Genomic DNA, 25,217 nt, shown 5'->3' with positions numbered 1-25,217 from the left:
TCCATGCAGCCTGTTATCTGGCCTGTTCGATGATCTCCTGCTGGCGTTCCAGTGCCTCATCAACCGGCATGTCGGAAGAGAAGAACTCAAGCGCCAGATCTGTAATCTGTCCCTGCGTATCGGAATCAAGCAGCATTTCCGTCGATGCCAGCACGTTGTCCGGATTTTTAAGGATCTCCAGACCTTTCTTCATGCAGGCATTGGCAGCCTCAAGATCGACATCACCACGAACCGGCAAAGAGCCCTTGGTCAGGTTAAACTCCACCTGCACTTCCGGTGAAACCAGCATGGAAGCCAGCGCGAGCTGCGCTTCCGTGATTTCCGGATCGCTGTTTTTCGGGAAGTAGAAAGCATCACCGCTCGTATCCAGAACGGGGTTCAGTCCAAGCCCGGGCAGGCAGTCATAGTCGACACCGGCTTTCTGACCGGCCATGGCGAACTCGCCCTGCGCCCAGTCGCCCATCACCTGCGCTGCCGCATCGCCCTGGATCACCATATTGGTGGCAACGTTCCAGTCACGACCGGAATAGGCATCATCGACCATGCTGCGAGCATCAGCAAAGGACTCCCAGATCGCGCGGTTTTCATCGCTCATGACGGCATCAGGATCTTTCTCACCGTTGACCGCCATGTAGTTATCCACACCGCCAATCGCGCTCTGCATCACATTACGAATGCCATCAACCTGCCAGGGCTGGCCAGTGGCAAGCGGGATAACGCCAGCTTCACGAAGCTTTGGCGCGGCCGCCACCAGCTCATTCCAGTTGGCCGGAACTTCCATGCCATTGTCTTCAAACACATGACGGTTGAGCCACATCCACTGCCAGGAATGGATATTGATTGGCACGCAATAGATGCGGCCTTCAAACTCGCAGGCCCCGAGAAGCTTTGCGGGGCGGATCTTTTCCGCCCAGTTCTCCTTTTCTGCAAGCTCTGTCAGATCCAGCATCAGACCCGCCTGGATCAGCTCTTCGGCGTCACGACCCGTGTTCATCTGGGTCGCACCCATCGGGTTACCACCGATGATACGGCTGATGATGATCGGGTTTGCGGTGGAGCCGGAACCTGCGATTGCGCTATCAACCCAGTTGTAGCCTTCCATCGCATTAAAGTTGTCAGCCAGCACCTTCACAGCAGCAGCTTCGCCGCCGGATGTCCACCAGTGCGTGACTTCGAGATCGGTGGCATTCGCGCCTCCCAGCGGCATAGCCACACCGGCCGCAAGTGCAGCCGAAATCAGTACGCGTTTCATAATGTCCTCCCAAACTGAAACGTTACCGGGAAACGGTACGTTAAGCGCCTGATGCGTGCAACCATATTTGTTGATTTTGAATAAGGAAAATAATTCCATCATCGAAAACAGCCTCTTAAGAGCCGCTGAACAGAAATGTGTCACCCCGTCCTCATCGCAGGCCGTGCAGGTGGAGCATCGCTTGGAGACGGTTGAACAGATACCGGAACATACCTCACAGCGAAAACGCTACAGACCACTCTACTGAGCAACACAGGTAAACCTGTCCAATCGTTAAAAACAACTTTTGCGATTATTACCACCACAATCAGTCAACGATCTTTGACATACCCCCTATTGGGGGGGGGGGGGGGCGCTCGCATGCGGCTGATCATTTATCAAAAACTCAGTTGCGCGTGGTGAGGGCTGCGCGCGGATCCAATTGACCAAAAACTTTAGGCTTCAATGACTGTACGAGGGACAACCCATGTCTCATTCCAAACATCTTCCTTGCCCGCTGCCGGTTGCATTTCTGGCAGCCTGCTCTGACACCGGCCTTGATTGCTATAATGACAGAGATGACTACTCTTCGGGTTTATCGTCAGCACACCGGCACGTGCCGACTTTCCGCAGGCACAGTCGGGCAATGGCGAGCTTTGCTTTGCACAGTCCGGCAATCAACGACTGGAAAATCTGCTCGTCGAGGCGGCAGGTGCGCAACTCGATCTTGCGAAAAAGTCGCGTTTCACGAAACTGACCGCAGCCCTGCCAAGCTTCATGAGCCAGAATGGCGGATTAAGTTTCCAGTTTCTGGTGGGCTATGTTCTGCCATTGATTGATCAGGGTGACAGGTTATGCCTGACACAGACAGCACGCCTTGAACTTCTGGGTACCATCCTGACGGCGAAAGAAAATCGCAGGGCTTAATCCTTCTTCTCTTCGTCCTCTGACCGCGAAAAATAGTCCTTATCAGCGGAAAAAAAGAAGGAGTAGAGCATGAAGAGGCCGATGGCACCGGACACAGCGGCCCAGGCGCGCGAGCCCATTGTCAGCTCCACGACCGCCCAGCCAAGGCAGACCGCAACCAGTAAAACCCTGACCCAGAGCGGCTTTAAAGACGGATGCTTCAGATCGAACATCTGCCGCCAGCCTGAATTATCGGCCATTTCCAACTCCCCTTGGCACACGCATTCACAAATACTCATGCCAGATCATGGCTTTTCGCACCAGCACGTTTCGCAGGAACAATGGACCAGAACCGGACTGACATGCAAATTGGCCGGATATGTTTCCACATCCGGCCATACGGCGCACATGATTGCGATTAAAGTGTCAGATTGATACCAGCCTCGCCATCGGCGAAGACGTGCGATTTTTCCATGATGAAGCTGAACCGGAAGGGCTCACCGCGCATGCTGTCATCCAGCATCCGATCCGTGCGTCGTCGGTTGGAAAGCGGGCGGGTAAAGGGCAGGCCTTCGATGTCGCAATGGACGTAAACTTCATTGCCCATGTGTTCGACCAGCCGGACAGGCCCCGTCGCCTCAGCAATGACGGCATCCTCATTGCGGCGCAGGCAGCGCTTTCCGGCGTTGCGATATGTTCGGGACGGATACCGAAACCAACCTTCTGGCCGATGTGGCCAGCGGTGAATTCGCCGCGAGCTTTTCCGCCTTCCGCTATTAAAACCTCTGATTTTCTGACAAGCAAAACGGCCTACATCTTTCTTAAGGCGCGTGCCGTTTTAGGTTTAAGTTAAGCCCTTACAGGTCCTTCACCAGCCGCAATGCGTCATAGATCGCTGCATGGGTGTTGCGCGCCGAAACGGCATCCCCGATCCTGAAGAGCTGATAGGTGCCTTCCGGATTGGTGTTGACCTTTTGCGGAGTACCGGCAACCAGAGCTTCGTAATCAACCGCACCGAGATTTGACGATCCGGGTTTCAGCTCGAAGTAGACATCGTCCAGCGGGCGTGTGCCGTGGTTGACAATCACCTGATCAACCAGCCGCGTGCGCGTCACCCCGCCATAATCGCTGTCGATGGTGGCCAGAAGCTGGTTCCCGTCACGCTGAACACTGCGCAGCTTCCATGTCACGGTGAAGGTGACATCGCCTTTCTGCAAGGCGCGCATGAACGGCGTAAGCGACATTGCCATCACCTCCGGAGCGAAGGCGCGGTCGCGGGTCATGATTTCAACCCTGGCGCCGGCCTCCGCGATTTTCTCAGCCGCCTGCAGCCCGGGATAGTCGCCCGCATCATCATAGATCAGAACATTTTCGCCGGGCTTGACATCCCCGGTCAGAATATCCCAGGCGGAAACCACAAGCGGGTCGCCTTCGCTCAGAACTTCTGTGTGGGGCAGCCCGCCCGTGGCAATGATCACCACATCCGGCCTGTCTTCCATCACGCTCTCGCCATCGGCGAAACTGTTGAAATTGAAGGTCACGCCCAGCCGCTGACATTCCGAAAAACGCCAGTCGATAATCGAGATCATCTCGCGGCGGCGCTCGCTCTGGGCAGCAAGGCGCACCTGCCCGCCGGGATCGTTTGCCGCTTCGTGGACGATCACCTCATGGCCGCGTTCTGCGGCGACACGCGCAGCCTCCATGCCAGCCGGTCCCGCGCCGACGATGACCACGCGGCGCTTCTTTTGAGCCGGGGGAATGGTCTGCGGCATTGTCTCCTCACGGCCTGTGGCGGCGTTATGAATACAAAACGCCAGACCGCCCTGATAAATCCTGTCGAGACAGTAATTCGCGCCAACGCAGGGGCGAATGCGCTCTTCCTCACCGGCGATGATCTTGGCAACGATATGCGGGTCCGTCATGTGAGCGCGCGTCATGCCCACCATGTCGAGCTTGCCGCTGGCAATTGCATGGCGTGCTGTCGCGACATCCTGAATTTTCGCCGCGTGGAAAGTCGGGAAATCCGTGGCCGCACGAATTTCACCGGCGAAATCAAGGTGCGGCGCGCTGGCCATGCCCTGCACCGGAATAACATCGGTAAGCCCGGCATCGGTATCGATGTGCCCACGCACGACATTCAGGAAATCGACAAGACCGCTATCCTTCAGCCGATGCGAAATCTCGATGCCTTCATCGCGGTCGAAACCACCTTCAAGTTGTTCGTCGCCGGTATAACGCACACCGACAAGGAAATCCGGGCCGACACGCTTGCGGATTTCGTTCAGCACGTCGAAGGTGAAACGCAGACGGTTATCAAGCGAGCCGCCATAGGGGGCGTCCAGCTCATTGGTGAGCGGCGACCAGAACTGGTCCATCAGATGGCCATAGGCCTGGATTTCGATCCCATCCAGCCCGGCCGCCTTCATGCGTTCGGCGGCATCGGCATAATCAGCGATCATTCGGGCGATATCCCAGTCTTCCGCCTTCTTCGGAAAGGCGCGATGGGCCGCTTCTCGCTCGTGCCCGGCAGAGACCACCGGCAGCCAGTCGGCTTTATCCCAGCGGGTGCGGCGGCCAAGATGGGTCAGCTGGATCATCACCGCACAGTCATGCTCATGACATTCATCGGTGAGCTTTCTCATCCAGCCGACAACCTCATCCTTCCAGGCGAGAATATTGTTGAAGACGGGTGGGCTATCACGCGCGACCGATGCCGAACCGGCGGTCATTGTCAGCGCGACACCCGCGCGAGCGCGCTCGACGTGATAGGCGCGATAACGCTCTTTCGGCATGCCGTCTTCCGGGTAGGCCGGCTCATGCGACGTGATCATGATGCGGTTTTTCAAACGCAGATGTTTGAGCTGGTAAGGCTGAAGCAGTGGGTCATTTTTCATGGTGTTCTCCTCTGATTGGTCAGAGTTCGGCATAAATGTACAATACTGTCAAGTTAATGATCACCAGCGTCTATTTTTCTTGTTTCAGACATGCATTTTGGCTAGGTTGTTCTTTATGGATATCGAAACAGAGAAGAACGCAGGCTGGCGCGGTTCACGCGCATTATGGCTCGAAGCAGCCCGGCAGGCCTTTGTCGAAAATGGCCTCGATGCGGTGAAGATCCAGCCGCTTGCCAATCACCTGTCTCTTTCAAGAACCAGCTTCTACTGGTTCTTCAAGGATCGGTCAGCGCTGCTTGATGCCCTTCTGGAGCATTGGGAGGAGACTAACACCGGCGCTCTGACAGATGCCTGCGCGGCCTATGCCGAAACGCTGACAGAAGGAATTTTGAACCTGATCAGCGTTTTCATCGAAGAAGACGCCTTCGATCCGCGGCTCGATTTCTCCATTCGCGGCTGGGCAGCGCAATCTTCTGCAGTGATGGCGCGCGTTGCCAGCGCAGACCGCAAAAGGCTGGCCGCCATCAAGGCGCTGTTCACGCGTTTTGGCTTTGCAGCGGAAGAAGCCGATGTTCGTGCGCATGCGGTTTACCTGGTGCAGATCGGCTATATCTCGCTGCAAGTCACCGAGGACACACAGACCCGCGTCAACCGTGCCGCGGAATATGTCAGAACCTATACAGGCCAGGCACCGGACGAACGGGAGCTGGCGCGCTTTCGCGCACGTCACAGTGCATAGCCAGACCATCACGACGGCGGTAGCAACACCCCAACAGCGAATTCATCCTGCGTTCCGCTATGGTTCACCTGAGCTTTCCGGTATTCCATCGGGCTCAAACCATGCTCGGCCCTCAGCGTGCGCGAAAGATGGGGCGCATCGCAAAATCCGGTTGCCAGCGCAATCCGCGTCACGCTGTCATTGGTCTTGCGCAGCAGCGAAAGCGCGCGGTCGAGGCGCAGTTCGATATAGACTTTCGACGGCGATACGCCGAGATCGGCCAGAAAACGCCGTTCAAGGCTGCGTCGCCCCACACCCAGATCCTTCGCAAGGGCCGAAATCGTCTTCGGCATTTCAACGCTCTGCTGCATTCTCAGGATTGTCTTTTTGACAAGCGGGTCCGTTGCGCTGCGCCCGCTTAACTGGCCCGGCTGTGGTTTCTCGCCACTCAGCGCGTTGTCGATCATCATGATGTTGAGGCTCTTGATCGCGGCTGACTGACCGACATGGCGCTCGACCAGAAACGCCGCCAGATGCGCTGCGCCATGGCCGCCGGAACAGGTCAGCCGGTCCCGATCGACCACGAAAATCTGATCGGACACGAGTTGCTGACTGTCAAAACGGTCCAAAAAATCCTGATGGTGGAACCAGCTGACGCAACAGCGATAGCCATCCAGAAGCCCGGCAGCCTGCAGGATGAAAACGCCGGTGCAAAGCCCGATCATCGGCACCCCGGCGGCGGCCTGCGTCTTTAAAAACCGGATCGCCTCATCCGGCAACGCACTGTGGTCGCCGATCAGGCCGCCAACGACGACGATATAATCATAATCGCACTTCTCCGCACGCTTCGAAAGCCGCGTATCCGGCTGGATCTTGACGCCGCAACTGGACTGCACGCTCATCATATCGGCAGACAGAACATTCCATTCGCACAGGATCGGCCGGGAGCGGTCCGCATCGTCGGCGGCAAGCCGCAACACGTCGACGAAGTTCGCAAAGGCCGACAGGGTGAACCTGTTCGCCAGCAGGAAGCCCACAGTCAGGCGTTTTCTGGAAGGGCCGTGCTTCATGACGCGATTATTCAGCCAGGCCGACGCGAATGTCCAGCCGGAAATGCACATTCATCCCTAACGATTATCAAATTGCCGACAATCAAACCGGGGAACCATGATGCGCTTTAACGCTCTCAACCTGCTAAAGCAGGCCATGACCGGCAACAAGAACTGGGATGAACAATGGCCAGACAGCGCGCCGAAGCGGGAATATGACGTCATTGTCATCGGTGCTGGCGGCCATGGGCTTGGCACGGCCTATTATCTGGCCAGCCAGCACGGCATCACCAATGTCGCGGTGATTGACAAGGGCTGGCTTGGCGGCGGCAATACCGGCCGCAACACAACGATTATCCGCTCCAACTATCTCTATGACGAAAGCGCGCGTATGTTCGACCATGCGCTGGATCTCTGGGAAGACCTGTCGCAGGAGCTGAACTACAACGTCATGTATTCGCGCCGGGGCTGCCTGATGCTGGCGCATACCGTGCACGATGTTCAAAGCTTCAAACGCCATGTTCACGCCAACCGGCTGAACGGCGTCGACAATCAATGGCTGACGCCGGAAGAATGCAAGGCATTCTGCCCTCCGCTCAGCCTTTCGAAAAACGCCCGCTATCCGGTGATGGGCGGCGCCCTGCAGCTGCGTGCGGGAACGGCGCGTCACGATGCGGTTGCCTGGGGCTATGCCCGTGGCGCGGCGGCGCGCGGTGTCGACATCATCCAGAACTGCCCGGTCACGGCGATCCGGCGCAATGCCGACGGTTCGGTGGCCGGAGTCGAAACCGCGAAAGGATTCATCGGCGCAAAAAAAGTCGCGGTTTCAGCGGCAGGTCACACCTCGGTTTTGATGCAGACGGCGGATGTGCAATTGCCGCTGGAAAGCTACCCATTGCAGGCGCTCGTCTCCGAGCCGGTGAAGCCTATCTTTCCCTGTGTCGTCATGTCGAATGCGGTTCACGCCTATATCAGTCAGTCCGACAAGGGCGAATTGGTGATCGGCTCAGGCACCGATCAGTATACATCCTATTCACAGCGCGGCGGTCTGCCGCTGATCGAACACACGGTCGCGGCAATCACCGAAATCTTCCCGATCTTCAACCGCATGCGCATGCTCAGAAAATGGGGCGGCATTGTCGATGTAACACCTGACCGGTCGGCCATCGTCGCAAAGACGCCGGTCAAGGGCCTCTATGTCAATTGCGGATGGGGCACCGGCGGGTTCAAGGCGACGCCCGGCGCAGCTCACACCTTTGCATGGACCGTTGCAAAGGATGACCCACACCCGATCAACGCCCCCTTCACCATTGAGCGCTTCCGCAATGGCCGTCTGATTGACGAAGCCGCTGCCGCCGCCGTTGCGCATTGAGGATTTGCCGCCATGCTTCTTATTCGCTGCCCCTATTGCAATGAAACCCTGCCGGAAGCCGAATTCGCCTATGCCGGTGAAGCCCATATCGAACGCGCCACGCTGCCCTCCGATCAGTCCGACGCACAATGGGAAAGCTTCCTGTTCATCCGCACCAATGTCAAAGGACCGCATTACGAGCGCTGGCGCCATGCCCATGGCTGCGGCCGGTTCTTCAATGCCGTGCGCGACACGGTGAGTGACCGTTTTCTGAGCACCTACAAGGCGGACGAACCACGCCCCGACCTCTCTTCGCTGACGGAGGAGCGGACATGAACGACTTTCGCGTTTCAGGTCGCGGACGGATCGACGCCGGAAAGCCCGTCACCTTCACATTCGACGGAAAATCCTATCGGGGTTTTGAAGGCGACACTGTTGCCTCGGCACTTCTGGCGAACGGCCAGCACCTTATGGGCCGCTCGTTCAAATATCACCGTCCGCGTGGCCCCGTGGCCGCTGGCTCGGAGGAGCCGAACGCGCTGATCGGAACCTGGCGCGGTCCGGGACGTTTCGAGCCGAACACCCGCGCAACCGTTCAGGAAATCTGGCCGGGACTGGAAGCGCATTCGCAAAACCGTTATCCGAGCCTGAAATTCGATATCGGCGCGGTCAACGATGCCGCCTATATGCTGTTTTCGGCGGGCTTTTACTACAAAACCTTCATGTGGCCGAAGAGCTTCTGGCACAAGGTTTATGAGCCGTTCATCCGGGCCGCCGCCGGTCTGGGCATCAGCCCGCAGGAAGAAGACCCGGACACCTATGCCTCGCGCTATCTGCATTGCGATGTTCTGATCGTGGGGGCCGGGCCGGCGGGCCTTGCAGCCGCGCGCGCCGCCGCTGTCGACGGGTTGAAAGTCGTCCTTGTCGATGAAAACAGCGAGGCCGGCGGAACGCTCCTTTCCGAGCCACAGGCTGAAATCAACGGCCAGCCCGCGTGGCAATGGCTGGATGCCGAGATTGAAGAGCTGAAAGCGTGCGGCGTCTCGATCATGACCCGCACGACCGCATTCGGCTATTATCATCAGAACATGATCGGCCTTTGCCAGAAGCTGACCGACCATCTGGGCACGCTTCCGCAAGACCTGCCGCGCGAGCGGCTTTGGCGGGTGCGGGCGAAACAGGTGGTTCTGGCGCAGGGCGCACTGGAAAAGCCGCTGGTTTTCAACGGCAACGACCGCCCCGGCGTGATGCTGGCCGGTTCCGCCCAGACCTATCTCAATCGATACGGCGTTCTGGCCGGAAAGCGACCGGTCATTCTCACCAGTCATGATTCGGCCTGGCATGCCGCCTTCGATCTCGCCGATGCAGGCGCAAAGATCGAAGCCATCGTCGACACGCGCGCCAGCGTGGCCGACGACCTTCTGGCGGATGCAAAAAAACGCGGCATCAGGGTTCTTCTGTCGCACACGGCAACCGGCACATCGGGGCGGCTGCGTGTCAGCGGCATACGGATAAACCCTTTCTCGAACGGCAAGGTCGGTTCCGCGATCACGCTTTCCTGCGATGCCGTCTTGATGTCCGGCGGATGGACGCCGTCGCTGCATCTTTTCTCCCATACCAAAGGCAAGCTTGCCTGGGACGATAACCGCACGACCTTTCTTCCCTCTGAAACGCCGGAAGACTGCGTCATCGCCGGAGCCAGTCGCGGGCTTTGGGGCATCGCCGCCGCACTGGAAGACGGCGTGGCGAAGGGCCGCGAAGTCGTCTCGGCCCTGTCGGCAAGCGCTTCGGACGTGCAATACAGCGTTACCGGCGACCGGACGGGCACCGGGACCAGCCACAAGGAACTGCCCACCGATGGCAATCCCGGCAAGGCCAAAGCCTTTGTCGATTTCCAGAATGACGTGACGGCGAAGGATCTGCGTCTGGCCGTGCGCGAGGGCATGCGCTCGATCGAGCATGTCAAGCGCTACACCACCAACGGCATGGCGACGGATCAGGGCAAGATGTCCAACATCAACGGCCTGAACATCGCCGCCGATGCGCTTGGAAAACCCCAGCCGGAAGTGGGGCTGACCACATTTCGCCCGCCCTACACGCCCACCTCGTTTGGGGCGTTTGCAGGCTATCATCGCGGCAGCCATTTCGAGGTTGTGCGCAAGACCGGCATTGATGGATGGGCTGAGGCAAACGGCGCGGTTTTCGAGCCGGTCGGCCAGTGGCGGCGGGCATGGTATTTCCCGAAACACGGCGAGGACATGGATGCCGCCGTCGGCCGCGAATGCCGGGCCGTGCGGCAAAGTCTGGGCATCTTCGATGCCTCCACCCTCGGCAAGATCGAAGTCGTCGGCCCGGATGCGGTGGAATTCATGAACCGCATGTACACCAATCCATGGACCAAGCTGCAGCCGGGACGCTGCCGCTATGGCCTGCTTCTCGGCGATGACGGCTATATCCGCGATGACGGCGTGATCGGACGCATGGGGCAGGACCGCTTTCACGTCACTACAACAACCGGCGGCGCGGCGCGGGTTCTCAACATGATGGAGGACTATCTCCAGACCGAATGGACCGACCTAAACGTCTGGCTGACCTCGACCACGGAACAATGGGCGACGATTGCGCTCAACGGCCCCAATGCCGCGCGTCTTCTGGCGCCATTGGTCGAGGGCGTTGAACTGACCGACGACGCCTTTCCGCACATGTCCTGCATTGAATGCAAGGTGGCGGGCATCCCCGCCCGGCTTTTCCGGGTTTCGTTCACCGGCGAGGTCGGCTTCGAGGTCAATGTTGCACAACCGATGGGCCGGACGCTCTGGGACATTCTCATGCGCGCGGGCAAACAATACGACATCACGCCCTATGGCACGGAAACGATGCATGTGCTGCGCGCGGAAAAAGGCTTCATCATCGTCGGACAGGATACCGACGGCACGGTAACGCCCTATGATGCCGGACAGGGCTGGGCCGTTGCGAAGAAAAAGCTCGATTTTGTCGGCATGCGCGGCCTTGCCCGCCCCGACCTTGTGGCGGAAAACCGCAAACAGCTCGTCGGCCTGTTGACCGAGGACCGGACAAAGCTGGAAGAAGGTGCGCATATCGTCTTCGACCCGAACCAACAGGTTCCCATGAAGATGATTGGCCACGTCACCTCGTCCTATCACTCGGATGCGGCGGGCCGGCCGATCGCTCTGGCGCTTGTTGAAGGCGGTCATGAGCGGATGGGCGAGACCGTCCATATTCCGATGCCGGACCGCACCATCGCCGCACAGATCACATCGACCGTGTTCTACGATCCGGAAAACACCCGTCTCAAAATAGCAAGCGGAGGCTGACATGAACGCCATACCGTCTGAAATCACGCCCGGCCCGATTGCCGAAAACAGTCTGGTGCGTGTTTCCATCGCCCAACCCTGCGCGCGGCTGAACCTTCGCGCCCGCGCCGCCGCAGTCGCGCCGCTTTGTGACGCACTCGGCCTGGAATTGTCAGACCGGATCGGCAAACGCAGCCGCGCCGATACGCGCGAGGCGCTTTGCCTGGGACCGGATGAGTGGCTGATCCTGACAAGGGAAGATGATGCCGCTTCCGCCATATCGGCCTGTGCCGCGATTTACGATCGGCACCCGCATAGTCTCGTCGATATCTCGGGCCGTGAAATCACGGTGGAGATTTCAGGTGAAAAAGCCACCGATCTTCTGACGCTTGGCTGCCCGCGTGACCCGGAGACCATCGCTATCGGTGAAGGCAGACGCACCGTTTTCGACGGCGTCTCCGTCGTCATCCGCCGCGAGGAAGCAAACCGTTTTGCCATGGATATGTGGCACTCCTTTGCGCCTTTCGCGCTATCGCTTCTGGCAACGGGCGCTGCCGAAATAGCAGCCGAAGCCAGCCTCTGACGCCCTTCATTTTTCGAGGACTGAACGATGTACGACAATCTTAATACCATGCCGATTTCCGACAGCGCGATTGCCGATGCCATTGCCGAGGAGCTTCACCGCCAGAAAACCCAGATCGAACTGATCGCGTCGGAGAATATCGTTTCGCCGGATGTGATGGCCGCGCAAGGCTCGGTCCTGACCAATAAATATGCCGAGGGCTATCCCGGCAAACGCTATTACGGCGGTTGCGAATTCGTCGACAAGGTCGAGGCCATCGCCATTGATCGCCTGAAGCAGCTTTTCGGCGCATCCTTTGTCAATGTTCAGCCGCATTCGGGTGCGCAGGCCAATCAGGCCGTGTTTCTGGCGCTGCTTCAGCCCGGCGACAGGATCATGGGAATGTCGCTGGCCCATGGTGGTCACCTTACCCACGGCTCGCCGGTGACCATGTCCGGCAAATGGTTCGATGTCGTTTCCTATGAGGTGGATGCCAAGACCCATCTGATCGATATGGACAATGTGCGCCAGCAGGCGCTGGAAACGAAGCCGAAGCTCATTCTGGCCGGCGCCTCCGCCTATCCGCGCCGGATTGATTTTGAAGGCTTCCGCGCGATAGCGGATGAGGTGGGCGCCTATCTGATGGTCGATATGGCCCATTATGCCGGGCTCGTAGCGGGCGGCCAGTATCCAAACCCCGTGCCCCATGCCCATGTCGTGACCTCGACCACCCACAAGACACTGCGCGGCCCGCGCGGCGGCGTCATACTGACCAATGACGAGGCTTTGGCGAAAAAGCTGAACTCCGCCGTTTTCCCCGGCAATCAGGGCGGCCCGCTGATGCATGTGATCGCGGCCAAGGCCGTGGCCTTCGGCGAGGCCCTGAAGCCGGAATTTTCCGACTATGCCCGTCAGGTTGTCGACAATGCGAAGGCGCTTGCCGATGTGCTTCTAGTCGGCGGTCTTGGCATCGTCTCCGGCGGCACGGATTCGCATATCGTCCTCGTCGATCTTCAGCCGAAGTCCGTCACCGGCAAGGCCGCCGAAATCGCAATGGAACGCGCCGGCCTGACCTGCAACAAGAATGCCATTCCCAACGACCCGCAAAAGCCCTTCGTCACATCCGGCGTTCGCCTCGGCACATCCGCCGGCACCACGCGCGGCTTCCGTGAGACCGAGTTTGAAAAGATCGGTTCGCTGATCCTGAAGGTCATCGATGCGCTGGCAACCAACCCGGAAGGCGACCGGGCCGTCGAGGCGGACGTTCATGAAGAGGTGATGGCGCTTTGCAGGACCTATCCGCTTTATGGCGCGGTCGTCTGATCTGAAGGCAAACGGCCATGTTTCTCTGCGTCTTCGATGTGTCCAAGATCGGCATCGGCACCATCCTCTTCTGATATGATGGGGCCGATGATCGCCGCCGCGCGGATTCGGATCATTTGGCCGAAGCCGGATGTTGTGGCGCCTCAATAGCCTGCTTTATCGCTGGCGCATCGACGCGTTGCTGTCCCTCATCAGGCAGGAGATGCCTTATGGCTCAAGCCCGGCGCATTGCGCAGTGTTGCGAATGTGCTCCTCCATGGCCTCTCTCGCAGCCTTTGCATCACCTGCCCTCAGCGCCGCCACAATCTTTCTGTGCTCGCCAACAGAGGCTTTCATGCGCTCAGGGTCCGTTCTGGGGATGGGCTGGCGCTGTGTTTCTGTGAGTTTGTCCCGCACAGCATCATAAAGATCACGCAAAACCGCATTGGAACATGCTGAAACAATTGTCGCGTGAAAGGCAAGATCAGCCTCGACATTGGCAACAAGATCCTGCTTCGCCCAGCTTTCCTCCATCGCCACATTGGCCTGTTCCATCTCATCAAACTGATAGTGAGTCAGGCGGCCAGCGGCCAGCCGGGCAATCTCCCCTTCAAGAAGCACGCGGGTCTGAAACACATCAAACACGGAATAGCTGTCAGCATAGCGCCAGCTCCCGGCATCATCCTTCGCCACGCTGCCCGGTTTTGTGACAAATGTTCCGCGTCCGGGTTCGGTCTTCACCAGACCAAGCGATTCCAGTGTCAGCAATGCTTCGCGCAGGGATGCACGGCTGATGCCGAACGTGTGAGACAGATCACGCTGTGAAGGAATCTTTTGCCCCTCCTTCCAATCGCCCGTCTGAATCATGGCTTGCAGCTGCCGCGCAACCGAGTGCGGAAGAAGCGTTTTATTCAGCATGTAATCGTGTCCCCTCTCCGATTGGAGCTACAGCATCGGCCCGAAAATCGGAATCGACTTTCGGAAGGCACGATGCGTAGATTCAATAGGTTAAAGCGTCCTTTGTGCATCCGAATGGATGCACGGCGCTCCAACGCACCTCAGTGTATTTTTCACAATGGCACTTGCAAAGTGGAAAAACCCGTGCATCATCGGTCTAACTGGTCTGACCAGTTGGACCGACAGTCCATCTAGTCCCAGTTCTGAAAAAAACACAAGGGGAACCACATTGAAACATGTTCTAAAAATCACACTTCTTTCGGCCGCTGCTTCTTTCATGGCCTTGAGCGCCCACGCTGCCGACTGGACCGTCGGAGCCAATATCGGCAATGTTCCGTGGGAATTTGAAGACGCCGATGGCAAGGTAACCGGCTTTGAAGTCGACCTCGTTGAAGAGATCGCTGACCGCATGGGAAAGACGGTCGAATTTGTCAACACGCCTTTTAACGGCCTGTTTCCGGCGGTGCAGTCCGGGCGTATTGATATGGCCGTCTCTTCAATCACCATCACCGACAAGCGCCTGGAATCCGTATCATTCGCCCAGCCCTACTATGACAGCGACCAGTCTTTGTCTTCCGCGACGTCATCCGGTGTTGAAGGCCTTTCAGACATGAAGGGCAAGATCGTCGGTGTTGATACCGGCTCAACCGGTGACATGTGGTCTGAAGCCAATAAGGATGAATACGGCTTTTCCGACATCCGCCGCTATGAAGGACTGGCACCGGCCATGCTCGACCTGCAGGCCGGGCGCATTGACGGCTATATCTCCGACATTCCTGCCGTTCTTTACTATGTAAAAGACAAGCCAGCACTGCATGTCGTCGAACGCATTCCCACCGGTGAAAAATATTCGATCATGTTCGACAAAGGCGCGCCACTGGCCAGCGAAGTGAACGATGTCATCTCGACGTTGAAGGAAGACGGAACTCTGGCTGAAATCTATGAAAACTGGTTCGGCGCAGCCCCGGAGGCCGGGACTTCCACCGTTGAAGTTCTGGACATGCCAACGGCCAAGTAAACTTTACGACCAGTTTTTCTGAAGCTTCAGGGTCAGCAGGCTGATATTCAGGCCTTGCTGACCCGGCACCGGAGCCGTGTCTTTCCCATGGATCTGATCAATACATTTCTAAACGTCGGGGTTTTCCTCGACAGTCTGCCGCAGCTTCTGCGCGGCTTGCTGGTAACCATTGAAATCGGCATATCCAGCATCGTGATTGGCCTTGCAGGCGGACTGTTTCTGGCCGTCACCAGACTTTATGCGCCAGCGGCCATCAAACTGTTCATCCGTTTTTATATTGATATCTTCCGCTCAATCCCGCTGCTGGTTCTGCTGATCGTTGTATACTACGCACTTCCGTTTGTTGGCATACGGCTTTCAGCCTTTCTCTCTGCGGTAACGGCCCTGTCACTGGTTTCTGCTGCCTATACGGCTGAAATCTTCCGTGCCGGGATCGAAGCCATCCCGCGCGGCCAGTTTGAAGCCTCTGCCGCCCTTGGGCTTTCCGACCGGTACACCATGGTCGACATCGTTTTGCCGCAGGCCGTCCGGATCGTTATTCCCCCGCTCACCAACAACTGCATCAACGTGCTGAAAGATACCGCGCTCGCCTCCGTTGTCGCCATGCCGGACCTGCTCAAACAGGCGACCCAGGCTCAGGCTCTTTCTGCAAACCCGACACCGCTGATCGGTGCCGCGATTATCTATATCGTCATGCTGTGGCCGATGGTTGCCGTCGTTTCCAGGCTTGAGCGTCACTACAGCAAGGGGAGATAATGATGGCAGAAAAAAAACGTTCGCTGATCACCATTCGTGACCTCGTCAAGGCATATGGTGACTTCACAGTTCTGCATGGCATCGACCTCGATATCGCTGAAGGTGAGGTCGTATGTGTCGTCGGCCCGTCCGGCTCTGGCAAATCGACGTTGATCCGCTGCATCAACCGGCTGGAGGATTTTTCTGAAAACAGCACCATTGAGATCGACGGCCTGACGGTTCAGCGTGGTCCGGAACTGGCACAGGTGCGCGCCGAAGTCGGTATGGTATTTCAGAATTTCAACCTGTTTCCCCATATGAGTGTCGTTCGCAATGTGATGCTGGCGCCGATGCGGGTGCGCAAAACACCGGAGACAAAGGCACGCGAACAGGCCCTTAAACTGCTCGACAGAGTGGGTATTGTCGCGCAGGCGGATAAATATCCGAGCAAACTTTCAGGCGGACAGCAACAGCGCGTGGCCATAGCCCGTGCACTCGCCATGGAACCGCGGGTGATGCTGTTTGATGAGCCGACTTCGGCCCTTGATCCGGAAATGGTCGGCGAGGTGCTGGATGTGATGCGGGATCTTGCCGGGACCGGGGTGACCATGATCGTCGTCACCCATGAAATGGGTTTTGCCCGGCAGGTGGCTGACCGCGTGATCTTTATGGATGGCGGACGCATAATCGAAGCGGGAACACCAGCCGAAATTTTCGATACACCAAAAGAAGAACGGACCCGCGGCTTTCTGCGCGCCGTCCTCAATCATTGACAGACCAGCGGAGGCAGATGCCGTGACCGAAACCCCTTCCCTTGACCTTGCGTTTGTACGCAGCCAGTTTCCCGGCCTTCAACAGGGCTGGACGCTGTTTGACAATGCCGGCGGCTCCCAGATCCTCAAAGGTGCGGTTGAGCGCATCAACGCGTTTTTATTTGAGAAGAACGTCCAGATTGGCGGCTCTTATGACCTCTCAAAGTCTGCAGCCGCCGCACTGATGGAAGCCAGAACCGCGGCCATGCATCTGGTCAATGCCAGACGACCGGAAGAAATCGTCTTCGGCGCTTCATCGACAGCTTTGCTGCAAAACCTCGCACGCGCGATGCAGAGCCAGCTTAAACCCGGCGATGAAATCATCGTGACCAACAGCGATCATGAATCGAATATCGGTCCATGGGATAGGCTGCAGGCCATCGGCGTCAATGTGAAGTTCTGGCCGCTGAACAAGGAGACCCTTCACCTTGAGCTGGACGACCTTGCCCCGCTGATGAGCGAACGGACAAAAATGGTCTGCGTCACGCATGTTTCCAATATTCTAGGTTCTGTGAACAACATCCGTGCAATTGCCGATTTCGTGCACGCGCGCGATGCGCTGATCTGCGTGGATGCCGTGGCCTATGCACCGCACCGCGCCGTCGACGTTCAGGCCTTCGATGCGGATTACTACGTCTTCAGTCTCTACAAGGTCTACGGGCCACATTATGCTCTGATGTATGGCAAACACGAGCTTCTGGAAGAACTCGACACGCTTTACCATTACTTCTACGGCAAGGACAAAGTGCCGGGAAAGCTGGAGCCGGGAAACCCGAACTATGAACTGGCCTATGCGACCTGCGGCATCGTCGACTATCTGAGTACATTGGGTGAACAGGCCGGCGAAACCGGTGATACACGCGCAAAAATCGAAGCTGCTTTTGCAGCCATCAGTGCGCACGAGGCTGAGCTTTCAGAACGCCTCCTGAGCTATCTGCGGGCACGCAACAATTGCCGTGTTATCGGTACCACGGTCAGTGACAGTGCCATTCGTGTTCCCACCATCGCTTTCCGCTTCGACGGGCGCGATTCCACCGAAATCTGCAAGGCAGTAGATGAACACCGGATTGCCATACGGCACGGAGATTTCCATTCGCGTCGACTGGCCGAGTATCTCGATCTGACCGAAGATGGCGGCGTTCTGCGCGTATCCATGGTGCACTACAACACGGTTGAAGAAATCGATCGGCTGACAGCCGCGTTTGACCTTATCCTCTGATACAATTCATATCCTCACCCGCCTGATCTGCCCGGTGTTCTTTTGAATGCCGGGTTTTTCTTGCAGGAATGACCGATGCGTTCGAACGAAGTCATTCAATAATGTGGAATCGGTTCCAAATAGTAGAAGAAGACCCTTGATATCTTGCTCCTCCGGTGTCACTCTTGTGAGCGAAGCAGATCGATCACTAACGCTATGGATATAAATTTGTACATATTAACAGCTACTTGAATGAGAACTCCATAATGCCAAAAATCAAAGGTGGGATGAAGCTGGCCAGCGCTAGCGCCGGAATGATATTATATGTTATTTTTGGAAACGCTTCCTTTTACAATAAATCGACAGCAGAGATCACCAGGCAAATCGTCAACTCAGCCCCACCTGCGGCCTGAATCTGCCCTTGCAGAAGCACTCACGCCAAACCCCACTTTGCGGTGTCTGACGGCGCAGCCCGCCTGAAAACTCATTCTTCAAACACGAAACAGACAAGACCGCGATGACATCCTTCATCGAAAACGGACAATGCTTTCGACAGAACAAACCGACACCTGCCCCGAATGCGGTGAGTTATTTTTGGGCTCGCAGGGTAATGATCCAGATGAATGCCAGAGGTCATGCAATCAGTCAGTACATGGATCCGGCACCGCACAGATATGCTCATGCGCCAACCATAACCGCACAGATCTTCATGCAGCCGGAACAGTATATTTCGCCTTTAAGCTCAATTTGTCTCCCGCACTAAATGCAAATCGAAACCGGCAAACGATTGCCTGTAGGCCGGGAGACTGACACAACAACGAAAAACCAGGATGCGGAGGAGCATAATACATGGTCAACGCCATCATCGTTATGGGGGTTAGCGGTTGCGGAAAGTCTTCCGTTGCCCGCGCGGTCTCGGAAAAGCGCGGCTACCGCTTCGTTGAGGGCGACGAGCTGCACCCGCAAGCCAATGTCGATAAGATGACCAGAGGCATTCCGCTGAATGACGAAGACCGCTGGCCATGGCTCGATAAGATCGGCCGGGTCCTGCATGACGCGGAAATCAACAAAAACCCGGTCGTCCTCACATGCTCAGCTTTGAAGAGAACCTATCGGGAGCGTTTAAGAGATACGACAGGCGGCCCTCTTGCCTTTATCTACCTGAAAGGCAGCGCAGAACTTTTGAACACACGCATGGGCCAGCGCGAAGGGCACTTCATGCCGCTTTCACTGCTGAAAACTCAGCTTGAGACACTTGAAGAACCGACCGGCGAACCGGGTGTCATCACCATCGATATTGATGCGACGCTGGACGTAATCTGCGAAAAGGCTGTGTCAGGCCTTGATCAGATCAAACAGGATTAAGTCCCGTCCCCTGCCCTAAGTCGTCTCTTACAAGGTGCTGGAAAGCCACAGGCCGATCTTGTGCACCGGCAGCGAACATGGCTAGATCATTCTTGAGGCACTTTTGCGAAACATTTGAGGGGCAGGATCAAGATGCGGACAGTTGATGCCAGAGCATGGTTTCACAATCTCGCTCTGCTCAAGCCCGCACCCTATAAGCCGTGGCGGCATTCGCTGCGCCTTGCAATTGGCACTGGCGCGCCGCTGCTCTACGGCGTGTTGACCGGAAACCCCGCAGCACTGATCTATGTTGCGCTCGGGGCTTTTCTGACAGCCGTTACAGTGCGTCTTGATCCCTATCGCGAACGCTTTCGGCAAATCGCCATCTCCACCTCTGTGGGCGTGCTTGGCTGCCTCATAGGCCCGGCGGTCGCCGGTCATGGCGTCATGACACTGGTCATGCTTGCCGCTCTTGGTCTGTTTTCCGGGCTGATTAGCGGATATGGAGCGGCTTTTTCCACCGGGGCAATGAACATGCTGGTGCTGGCGGTCGTTACATCGCACTTCACCCATATCGGCTCTCCCTGGATAATGATCGCGCACTTTCTTTCAGGGACGATGCTTGTGGTCGCCATGCTGGCGTTGGCTGCGCTGATCGATCGTGACCGGCCTGAACGCCGCATGCTCGCGCGGCTTCTTGAAGCCATATCGGCGCTGGCAATGGCGGCGACAGAGCCGCCGGATAATCGCGACCCGGAAAAACGTGCAGAACTGGAGGCCCGGCGCAGGGTTGTCACGGATCAGACAAAAGCAGCCTATGCATCTTTGATCGAGAAACGGACCCATGGGCGCGCAAGAACACGGTACAGTCTGCGCGCAGCCGACATTCTGAGCCTCATCAACCAACTGAACATGGCCATCATGGCGACAACCTCTGACCGTGACAGTCTCAAAACTGCAGCACAGCAGATTCAGTCCATCGCCGAGTGCTACAGCAAGGGTGTGAAGTACCACTTACCTGACAGCGCATGTCAGACGGCCAACAGCGAGATTTTCAGGCTTATCGGACGGCTTGTCGACACGATCTGGTCAGAAGCCCCGGATACGCCTCCGCCGGAGCAGGATGCACAGAAGCGGGCACCTGTTTTTTCCAGAACCACGCTCACAGCCCTTGGCAGGCGCCTGATTCTCGGGCAGGAGGTCATCCAGTCGGCCATTCGGCTTTCAGTCTCAATGGGTGTTGCCGTTGTGGCTGGCCAGTTTATCAGCGGCAACCACTCCTACTGGCTACCCATGACGGTCGCGATCGTGCTGAAACCGGATTTTGGCTCTGTGTTCGTGCGCGCAATTCACCGCAGCATCGGCACGCTGGCGGGCGTTGCCATCGCCGCCTTTGTGATGATGCTGGTTCACCAGGATATCGGCATTGTTGCCCTGATAACGCTGTTCTGCGCCTTTATCCCGTGGGCAGGCCTGCGCAGTTATGCCGCTATGGTGACATTGTTAACGCCGGTTATCCTGCTGATGATCGCTCTTGCTGTGCCGGGTGCTGCAGAGAATTATGCCGAACAACGGCTCTTTGACACACTGATCGGCGCAGCCATCGCGCTCATTTTTGGCTACCTGATCTGGCCGCGTTCGCAGAGCACCAACCTGAATACATCCTTCGGACGCGCCATTGATGCTGTCGGAACATTTCTTAAAGCGGCAACCAGCGTTGTGCCGGATGAAAACGCGGCCATAGCCACATTCCAGAAAACCGCAGTAGACAGCGAGTTTTCCGCTTACCGCCGCCTTTCCGATCTTCGCACGCAACTGCAAAAACTTGTCGCGGAACCACCGCCGGCAGGACGTGAAGCGGCATCGTGGTTTCCTGCCGTTGCAGGTGCCGAGCGGCTCTGTGACCGGATTGCGGCCTATGCCGGCGGGCGAAGCCTCGGAGACCCGCCACCGGATACAAAGCGGGCCGAACGTGCCGCCAATGCGCTTGCCTGGCTGGCAGGGCACGAGCAAGGCGGCTCTGTCGCGTTTCACAACGCTGGCGGACGTGAAAAGGATGACCGGTTTGGCGATGTGGAAGCCGAAATCGCCTGGCTTTTTGACTACCTGAAAGAACGCCGGAGCACAGAAAACAGCTCAGAGAATTTCGGAACGAAAACACGCTGAAGCAGCTTTCAAGTGGCTTTCAGACCTGCACACTTCTATTTATAAACAGGCACTCAGGCGCCTGCCTGTACGCCGCGGCCTGCCTTCAGATAGGACTGCGGCGGAACACCAAAACTGCGCCGAAAGGCTGCGACAAAAGCACTGGCACTGCGATACCCCAGCCGCGCAGCGATCTCGGCACTGCTCTTGCCATGACTTAAGTGATTGACGGCTTCCATCAGCCGCAGCCGACTGCGCCACTCTGAGAACTTCAGCCCGGTTTCACGCTGAAACAATCGTTCAAGCGTTCGCGCACCCGTGCCGGAGAACTGCGCCATTTCTTCAAGACCCGAACGATCTTCCGGTCTGGCCATCAGCCGGTTGGTGACGCGCTGAAGTCGTGGGTCCGTACCTGCAGGAAGCCGAAGCGGCGCTTCAGGCAGCGTCGTCAGCTCATCAATGATGACTTGCGCCATGCGTTGCGCACGCGCGCTTTCCGGCTCGTCCTCTGATATCTGACGAAAACGGCGCACCAGATGCTGCATCAGCGGCGTCATATGCACGACCTCGCAGGCACTGGCGCGACCACGCAACACGGAAGGATCGATATAGATAAAGCACGCAGAAACACCTGATTCTGCTATCACTTCGTGCTCTGTCTCGCCCCTGATCCAGACGGCATGGCTGGTCGGCACCAGCCAGTGTGCGCCGCAGGCATGAACACGCAGTATCCCGTTCTCAGCCCATAAAAGCTGTCCACGCGGATGCGCACGCACATTGCGGCGCAGGCCGGGTTCGTGTGTTTCAAGAGACCGGACAAGGACCGGCTTCAGGGGATCGCAGATACAGCCCGGATTGCCCCGCTCTAAAGTTGACAGATTTTCGACATCACTCGTCATAGTATAGCAATTCTGCAATCAACAATCCTGCAATAGGATAACAGACGTCAAAAATCAAATCGGGGTGACACCACAGGTTAAACATAGACCGCTTCGGTGCAGCAGCTGTCGATCACAACACTTGATGAAATTTCGGCTTAGCCATATGTGAAGCGCATGACACACCCATTTCGCATTGCGCTTTATCAGCCCGATATTGCCGGGAACACCGGCACGATTTTGCGGCTCGCCGCATGTCTTGGTCTTGCAGTAGATATTATTGAGCCCGCAGGGTTTGCCCTATCAGACAAGAATCTGAAGCGTGCGGGTATGGACTATATCGCCAAAGCTGCCATGACACGTCATGTCGACTGGGACGCATTTGAAAAATGGCGCCAGGAAAACAGCAAACGCCTCATATTGGCCTCAACCAAGGCCAATATCGGCTATACCAAGTTTCCGTTTGAAAAGGATGACATCATTCTCTTTGGCCGTGAAAGTGCCGGCGTGCCGGAAAACGTTCATGAAATTGCGGATCACCGCATCACCATTCCGATGGCAGACGGCCAGCGGTCCATCAATCTCGCCGTCTCTGTGGCTATGATTGCGGGCGAAGCAATGCGGCAGACCGGCGGATTCGAGGCACTTGGCGGCGCGCCAGCCGATTTCTGATCAGTCCGCGGTCGACAGCCGGCGCATCGTGAATTCAATGCGACCGTCTGGCACAACGCGCCAGCTTTCAACCGTCGTCCAGTAGGCTGCCTTGGGATAGCTTTTGAACCATTCGCGCGCTTTGGCCCGCGCATCCTCATGGTCAAGGCAATAGTGCTCCCGCACGAAACCATCATCACCTTTGCGATTACGATGATGTTCGATGCGGCGTTTCAACCCATCCATCGAAGGCGGCTTTGGAAGATCGGGCATCCCGCTATCCTTCATCTTCTAAAAAAGATAAGGTTTTTGCTTACGAATTGCGAGTCAAATCAAATGCCGGACCGGTCGCCCCGGATCGGCAAAAAAGACGAGGAAGCGCTAAATGGAACGGCCGCAACTGCCTGAAGGCCTGCCGGACGATATCGATGAAAAGAAGGCTGCGGCCAGGGCCTGGTTCGAGGCGCTTCGCGATACCATCTGTTCTGGCTTTGAAGCCATCGAAAAGGAACTCACCGGTCCCCTGAGTGACTATGAACCCGGCCAGTTTCAGCGGGAAAACTGGACGCGCGACAATGGCGAAGGCGGCGGCTGCATGTCGACCATGCATGGCCGTGTTTTTGAAAAGGTCGGGGTTCATACCTCAACCGTCGAAGGCACGTTTTCTGACGAATTCGCGAAGAACATGCCCGGCGCAGACAAGGATGCGCGCTACTGGGCTTCCGGTATTTCGCTGATTGCCCATCCTGTGAACCCGAATGTTCCGGCAGTTCACATGAACACGCGGATGATTGTGACGTCGACCTGGTGGTTTGGCGGCGGCGCCGACCTGACGCCCGTGTTGACGCGCCGTCGCAAACAGGAAGACCCGGACACGATCCTGTTTCACCGTGCCATGGAAATCGCGTGCAATCGCCATAGTGCGACCATCGATTACAAGGCCATCAAGAAGTGGTGTGACGAGTATTTTTATCTTCACCACCGCAATGAGCCACGCGGCGTCGGCGGCATCTTTTTCGACTGGCAGCATTCGCCCGACGAAAAAGGCGGCATTGATGCCGATTTAGCACTGGTTCAGGATGTCGGGCGAGCGTTTAACATGGTCTATCCCCGCCTTGTGCGCAGCAATTTCAATCGCGAGTGGACATCGGAAGACCGCGACGAACAACTCATCCGGCGCGGGCGCTACGTCGAATTCAACCTGCTTTACGACCGCGGCACTGTTTTCGGGCTTAAAACGGGCGGAAATGTAGATGCTATTCTTTCATCCATGCCACCTGTTGTGCGCTGGCCTTAAGCAAAAACACGGACAAAATAAACGGGTACGTTCCTCATTGATCAACGATCAGCGATTGAAACGATATAATTAATTTTCTCCTAAGATTCGCCTTGTTCTCCTTGCATGTCAGTGGTTCACTTCCCAAGTGGAAGTAACACTGGAAACCAGAACTTGCTCGGGAGGAGCGGGAAAATGGCACAGACAGTAAATACCCCGGAAAAGAAAACTGTTTCGGCGCGTGTTAAACCGCATCCGCATAAAATCGCACCGACAGATGACAGCAAATATGCAGCTGATATGGCTCACAGAAATGGACGGCCATGCGAATCCTCAGCTGTGTTCGAGGCCTGGGCTCAGCATTAACCGCATGTCTCGGAACTTTTGCTTGCATACCCGTATTGACGCGAAACTCTGAAAGCAGGCCTTCGTTTGACGGGTATGCACACAGATCAGCGAAATGCGCTGGTGTTTCATGAACAATCATCGCTCCGGCGCGTTTTACTTAGACAGCAGTCAAGGCAGATCCTTAGCGATCTGCCGCTCTGGAAACGCTCCGGAGCGTTGGGCGAAAAGCTGAATCCGGCTTTGCGATAAACCCGGCGCACCAAGGCAAATAGCCAGAACATCGGACGGCTTTTAATATTCGTCTGATGGTCCAGTAACCAAAGGAGGAAATGATGAAACGTTTTGAATGCGGTTCACTTGTTCCCGGATGCCCCTGGCACACAAGCGCCGATGAGGAGGCAGAAGTTGTTCGCCGCGCCGTGGAGCACATGAGAACCACACATGGCGAGACCTTTATTCGCGAGAACATGGTGAAAAACATCAAGGAACGGATCAAGGATGAAGAGCCGGTCAACTGATGTCTCCGGT

General features: G+C 56.9%; 24 protein-coding genes. 16 read left to right on the top strand and 8 right to left on the bottom strand.

The features are described 5' to 3' along the window. Positions 1-13 precede the first annotated feature (13 nt). On the bottom strand, positions 14-1,252 hold the full coding sequence (locus tag EDC90_RS00295) for an ABC transporter substrate-binding protein (protein WP_132307332.1): 1,239 nt from the start codon (positions 1,250-1,252) through the stop codon (positions 14-16). A 756-nt stretch (positions 1,253-2,008) separates the two neighbouring features. Between EDC90_RS00295 and EDC90_RS20785 the strand changes: the two genes are divergently transcribed. Further along, positions 2,009-2,158: a hypothetical protein gene (locus EDC90_RS20785; protein WP_165972694.1), complete on the top strand. Its 150-nt coding sequence runs from the start codon at positions 2,009-2,011 to the stop codon at positions 2,156-2,158. Here EDC90_RS20785 and EDC90_RS00290 read toward each other — a convergent pair. The 3 genes from EDC90_RS00290 to EDC90_RS00280 form a co-directional block, all read right to left on the bottom strand. After that, positions 2,155-2,397, bottom strand: a complete 243-nt coding sequence (locus EDC90_RS00290; RefSeq protein ID WP_132307330.1) for a hypothetical protein — start codon at positions 2,395-2,397, stop codon at positions 2,155-2,157. The two genes, EDC90_RS20785 and EDC90_RS00290, sit on opposite strands and share 4 nt — an antisense overlap. A 158-nt stretch (positions 2,398-2,555) precedes the next feature. Further along, positions 2,556-2,744 carry a hypothetical protein gene (locus tag EDC90_RS00285; protein WP_132307328.1) on the bottom strand — a complete coding sequence of 63 codons (189 nt, stop codon included), beginning with the start codon at positions 2,742-2,744 and terminating at the stop codon, positions 2,556-2,558. A gap of 250 nt (positions 2,745-2,994) precedes the next feature. After that, the gene (locus tag EDC90_RS00280; protein ID WP_132307326.1) at positions 2,995-5,031 is read right to left on the bottom strand and encodes an NADH:flavin oxidoreductase; all 2,037 of its coding nucleotides are present in this window, start codon (positions 5,029-5,031) and stop codon (positions 2,995-2,997) included. 115 nt (positions 5,032-5,146) lie between these two features. Between EDC90_RS00280 and EDC90_RS00275 the strand changes: the two genes are divergently transcribed. Further along, positions 5,147-5,770, top strand: coding sequence for a TetR/AcrR family transcriptional regulator (locus EDC90_RS00275; protein WP_132307324.1), 624 nt, complete (start codon positions 5,147-5,149; stop codon positions 5,768-5,770). An 8-nt stretch (positions 5,771-5,778) separates the two neighbouring features. On the opposite strand, the gene EDC90_RS00270 is transcribed toward EDC90_RS00275, so the two are convergent. After that, positions 5,779-6,819, bottom strand: coding sequence for a GlxA family transcriptional regulator (locus tag EDC90_RS00270; protein WP_132307770.1), 1,041 nt, complete (start codon positions 6,817-6,819; stop codon positions 5,779-5,781). A gap of 97 nt (positions 6,820-6,916) precedes the next feature. Between EDC90_RS00270 and EDC90_RS00265 the strand changes: the two genes are divergently transcribed. Genes EDC90_RS00265 through glyA form a run of 5 tightly spaced genes read left to right on the top strand, consistent with a single transcriptional unit; the run spans position 6,917 to position 13,348 of the window. Beyond that, positions 6,917-8,170 (top strand): sarcosine oxidase subunit beta family protein, encoded by a 1,254-nt coding sequence (locus tag EDC90_RS00265; RefSeq protein WP_132307322.1) that lies wholly within the window; start codon positions 6,917-6,919, stop codon positions 8,168-8,170. A 12-nt stretch (positions 8,171-8,182) separates the two neighbouring features. Beyond that, entirely contained in the window at positions 8,183-8,485 is a 303-nt protein-coding gene (locus EDC90_RS00260) for a sarcosine oxidase subunit delta (protein ID WP_132307320.1), read from the top strand. Further along, complete coding sequence (locus tag EDC90_RS00255) at positions 8,482-11,484, top strand: sarcosine oxidase subunit alpha (RefSeq protein WP_132307318.1); 3,003 nt, start codon at positions 8,482-8,484, stop codon at positions 11,482-11,484. The genes EDC90_RS00260 and EDC90_RS00255 overlap by 4 nt, the downstream gene beginning before the upstream one ends. Position 11,485: 1 nt before the next feature. Beyond that, the gene (locus EDC90_RS00250) at positions 11,486-12,046 is read left to right on the top strand and encodes a sarcosine oxidase subunit gamma (protein WP_132307316.1); all 561 of its coding nucleotides are present in this window, start codon (positions 11,486-11,488) and stop codon (positions 12,044-12,046) included. A gap of 27 nt (positions 12,047-12,073) precedes the next feature. After that, entirely contained in the window at positions 12,074-13,348 is a 1,275-nt protein-coding gene (glyA, locus tag EDC90_RS00245) for a serine hydroxymethyltransferase (protein WP_132307314.1), read from the top strand. 207 nt (positions 13,349-13,555) lie between these two features. Here the strand turns inward: glyA and EDC90_RS00240 are convergent, their stop codons facing one another. After that, positions 13,556-14,245 carry a FadR/GntR family transcriptional regulator gene (locus EDC90_RS00240; RefSeq protein ID WP_132307312.1) on the bottom strand — a complete coding sequence of 230 codons (690 nt, stop codon included), beginning with the start codon at positions 14,243-14,245 and terminating at the stop codon, positions 13,556-13,558. Positions 14,246-14,561: 316 nt separating this feature from the next. Between EDC90_RS00240 and EDC90_RS00235 the strand changes: the two genes are divergently transcribed. The 6 genes from EDC90_RS00235 (at position 14,562) to EDC90_RS00210 (ending at position 21,557) form a co-directional block, all read left to right on the top strand. After that, positions 14,562-15,302 (top strand): transporter substrate-binding domain-containing protein, encoded by a 741-nt coding sequence (locus EDC90_RS00235; RefSeq protein WP_132307768.1) that lies wholly within the window; start codon positions 14,562-14,564, stop codon positions 15,300-15,302. Positions 15,303-15,389: 87 nt separating this feature from the next. Further along, complete coding sequence (locus EDC90_RS00230) at positions 15,390-16,058, top strand: amino acid ABC transporter permease (protein ID WP_132307309.1); 669 nt, start codon at positions 15,390-15,392, stop codon at positions 16,056-16,058. Positions 16,059-16,060: 2 nt separating this feature from the next. Then, on the top strand, positions 16,061-16,810 hold the full coding sequence (locus tag EDC90_RS00225) for an amino acid ABC transporter ATP-binding protein (RefSeq protein ID WP_132307307.1): 750 nt from the start codon (positions 16,061-16,063) through the stop codon (positions 16,808-16,810). Positions 16,811-16,832: 22 nt separating this feature from the next. After that, entirely contained in the window at positions 16,833-18,068 is a 1,236-nt protein-coding gene (locus EDC90_RS00220; protein WP_132307304.1) for a cysteine desulfurase-like protein, read from the top strand. 828 nt (positions 18,069-18,896) lie between these two features. Continuing rightward, positions 18,897-19,412: a gluconokinase gene (locus EDC90_RS00215; RefSeq protein ID WP_207903813.1), complete on the top strand. Its 516-nt coding sequence runs from the start codon at positions 18,897-18,899 to the stop codon at positions 19,410-19,412. A gap of 132 nt (positions 19,413-19,544) precedes the next feature. Beyond that, complete coding sequence (locus tag EDC90_RS00210; RefSeq protein WP_132307302.1) at positions 19,545-21,557, top strand: FUSC family protein; 2,013 nt, start codon at positions 19,545-19,547, stop codon at positions 21,555-21,557. Between the two features lie 53 nt (positions 21,558-21,610). On the opposite strand, the gene EDC90_RS00205 is transcribed toward EDC90_RS00210, so the two are convergent. Next, positions 21,611-22,435 carry an AraC family transcriptional regulator gene (locus EDC90_RS00205; RefSeq protein WP_132307300.1) on the bottom strand — a complete coding sequence of 275 codons (825 nt, stop codon included), beginning with the start codon at positions 22,433-22,435 and terminating at the stop codon, positions 21,611-21,613. A 156-nt stretch (positions 22,436-22,591) separates the two neighbouring features. Here EDC90_RS00205 and EDC90_RS00200 point away from each other — a divergent pair, with 156 nt between their 5' ends. Continuing rightward, on the top strand, positions 22,592-23,086 hold the full coding sequence (locus EDC90_RS00200; protein ID WP_132307298.1) for a tRNA (cytidine(34)-2'-O)-methyltransferase: 495 nt from the start codon (positions 22,592-22,594) through the stop codon (positions 23,084-23,086). On the opposite strand, the gene EDC90_RS00195 is transcribed toward EDC90_RS00200, so the two are convergent. Continuing rightward, positions 23,087-23,338, bottom strand: coding sequence for a hypothetical protein (locus tag EDC90_RS00195; protein WP_132307296.1), 252 nt, complete (start codon positions 23,336-23,338; stop codon positions 23,087-23,089). It lies immediately after the preceding gene. A 112-nt stretch (positions 23,339-23,450) separates the two neighbouring features. Here EDC90_RS00195 and hemF point away from each other — a divergent pair, with 112 nt between their 5' ends. Then, positions 23,451-24,362 carry an oxygen-dependent coproporphyrinogen oxidase gene (hemF, locus tag EDC90_RS00190; protein ID WP_132307294.1) on the top strand — a complete coding sequence of 304 codons (912 nt, stop codon included), beginning with the start codon at positions 23,451-23,453 and terminating at the stop codon, positions 24,360-24,362. Between the two features lie 659 nt (positions 24,363-25,021). Beyond that, positions 25,022-25,207 (top strand): DUF1059 domain-containing protein, encoded by a 186-nt coding sequence (locus tag EDC90_RS00185; protein WP_132307292.1) that lies wholly within the window; start codon positions 25,022-25,024, stop codon positions 25,205-25,207. The last annotated feature ends 10 nt before the right edge of the window (positions 25,208-25,217 follow it).

The organism is Martelella mediterranea, assembly GCF_004342225.1.
GTDB lineage: Bacteria > Pseudomonadota > Alphaproteobacteria > Rhizobiales > Rhizobiaceae > Martelella > Martelella mediterranea_B.
Note: the sequence above shows the minus strand (reverse complement) of the source record. Positions and strands in the feature narration are given on the sequence as shown.

Bases quoted from the DNA above. Each gene is read 5' to 3' on its own strand.
- EDC90_RS00295 (WP_132307332.1), bottom strand. From the start codon at position 1,252: ATGAAACGCGTACTGATTTCGGCTGCACTTGCGGCCGGTGTGGCTATG.
- EDC90_RS20785 (WP_165972694.1), top strand. From the start codon at position 2,009: ATGAGCCAGAATGGCGGATTAAGTTTCCAGTTTCTGGTGGGCTATGTT.
- EDC90_RS00290 (WP_132307330.1), bottom strand. From the start codon at position 2,397: ATGGCCGATAATTCAGGCTGGCGGCAGATGTTCGATCTGAAGCATCCG.
- EDC90_RS00285 (WP_132307328.1), bottom strand. From the start codon at position 2,744: ATGGGCAATGAAGTTTACGTCCATTGCGACATCGAAGGCCTGCCCTTT.
- EDC90_RS00280 (WP_132307326.1), bottom strand. From the start codon at position 5,031: ATGAAAAATGACCCACTGCTTCAGCCTTACCAGCTCAAACATCTGCGT.
- EDC90_RS00275 (WP_132307324.1), top strand. From the start codon at position 5,147: ATGGATATCGAAACAGAGAAGAACGCAGGCTGGCGCGGTTCACGCGCA.
- EDC90_RS00270 (WP_132307770.1), bottom strand. From the start codon at position 6,819: ATGAAGCACGGCCCTTCCAGAAAACGCCTGACTGTGGGCTTCCTGCTG.
- EDC90_RS00265 (WP_132307322.1), top strand. From the start codon at position 6,917: ATGATGCGCTTTAACGCTCTCAACCTGCTAAAGCAGGCCATGACCGGC.
- EDC90_RS00260 (WP_132307320.1), top strand. From the start codon at position 8,183: ATGCTTCTTATTCGCTGCCCCTATTGCAATGAAACCCTGCCGGAAGCC.
- EDC90_RS00255 (WP_132307318.1), top strand. From the start codon at position 8,482: ATGAACGACTTTCGCGTTTCAGGTCGCGGACGGATCGACGCCGGAAAG.
- EDC90_RS00250 (WP_132307316.1), top strand. From the start codon at position 11,486: ATGAACGCCATACCGTCTGAAATCACGCCCGGCCCGATTGCCGAAAAC.
- glyA (WP_132307314.1), top strand. From the start codon at position 12,074: ATGTACGACAATCTTAATACCATGCCGATTTCCGACAGCGCGATTGCC.
- EDC90_RS00240 (WP_132307312.1), bottom strand. From the start codon at position 14,245: ATGCTGAATAAAACGCTTCTTCCGCACTCGGTTGCGCGGCAGCTGCAA.
- EDC90_RS00235 (WP_132307768.1), top strand. From the start codon at position 14,562: ATGGCCTTGAGCGCCCACGCTGCCGACTGGACCGTCGGAGCCAATATC.
- EDC90_RS00230 (WP_132307309.1), top strand. From the start codon at position 15,390: ATGGATCTGATCAATACATTTCTAAACGTCGGGGTTTTCCTCGACAGT.
- EDC90_RS00225 (WP_132307307.1), top strand. From the start codon at position 16,061: ATGGCAGAAAAAAAACGTTCGCTGATCACCATTCGTGACCTCGTCAAG.
- EDC90_RS00215 (WP_207903813.1), top strand. From the start codon at position 18,897: ATGGTCAACGCCATCATCGTTATGGGGGTTAGCGGTTGCGGAAAGTCT.
- EDC90_RS00210 (WP_132307302.1), top strand. From the start codon at position 19,545: ATGCGGACAGTTGATGCCAGAGCATGGTTTCACAATCTCGCTCTGCTC.
- EDC90_RS00205 (WP_132307300.1), bottom strand. From the start codon at position 22,435: ATGACGAGTGATGTCGAAAATCTGTCAACTTTAGAGCGGGGCAATCCG.
- EDC90_RS00200 (WP_132307298.1), top strand. From the start codon at position 22,592: ATGACACACCCATTTCGCATTGCGCTTTATCAGCCCGATATTGCCGGG.
- EDC90_RS00195 (WP_132307296.1), bottom strand. From the start codon at position 23,338: ATGCCCGATCTTCCAAAGCCGCCTTCGATGGATGGGTTGAAACGCCGC.
- hemF (WP_132307294.1), top strand. From the start codon at position 23,451: ATGGAACGGCCGCAACTGCCTGAAGGCCTGCCGGACGATATCGATGAA.
- EDC90_RS00185 (WP_132307292.1), top strand. From the start codon at position 25,022: ATGAAACGTTTTGAATGCGGTTCACTTGTTCCCGGATGCCCCTGGCAC.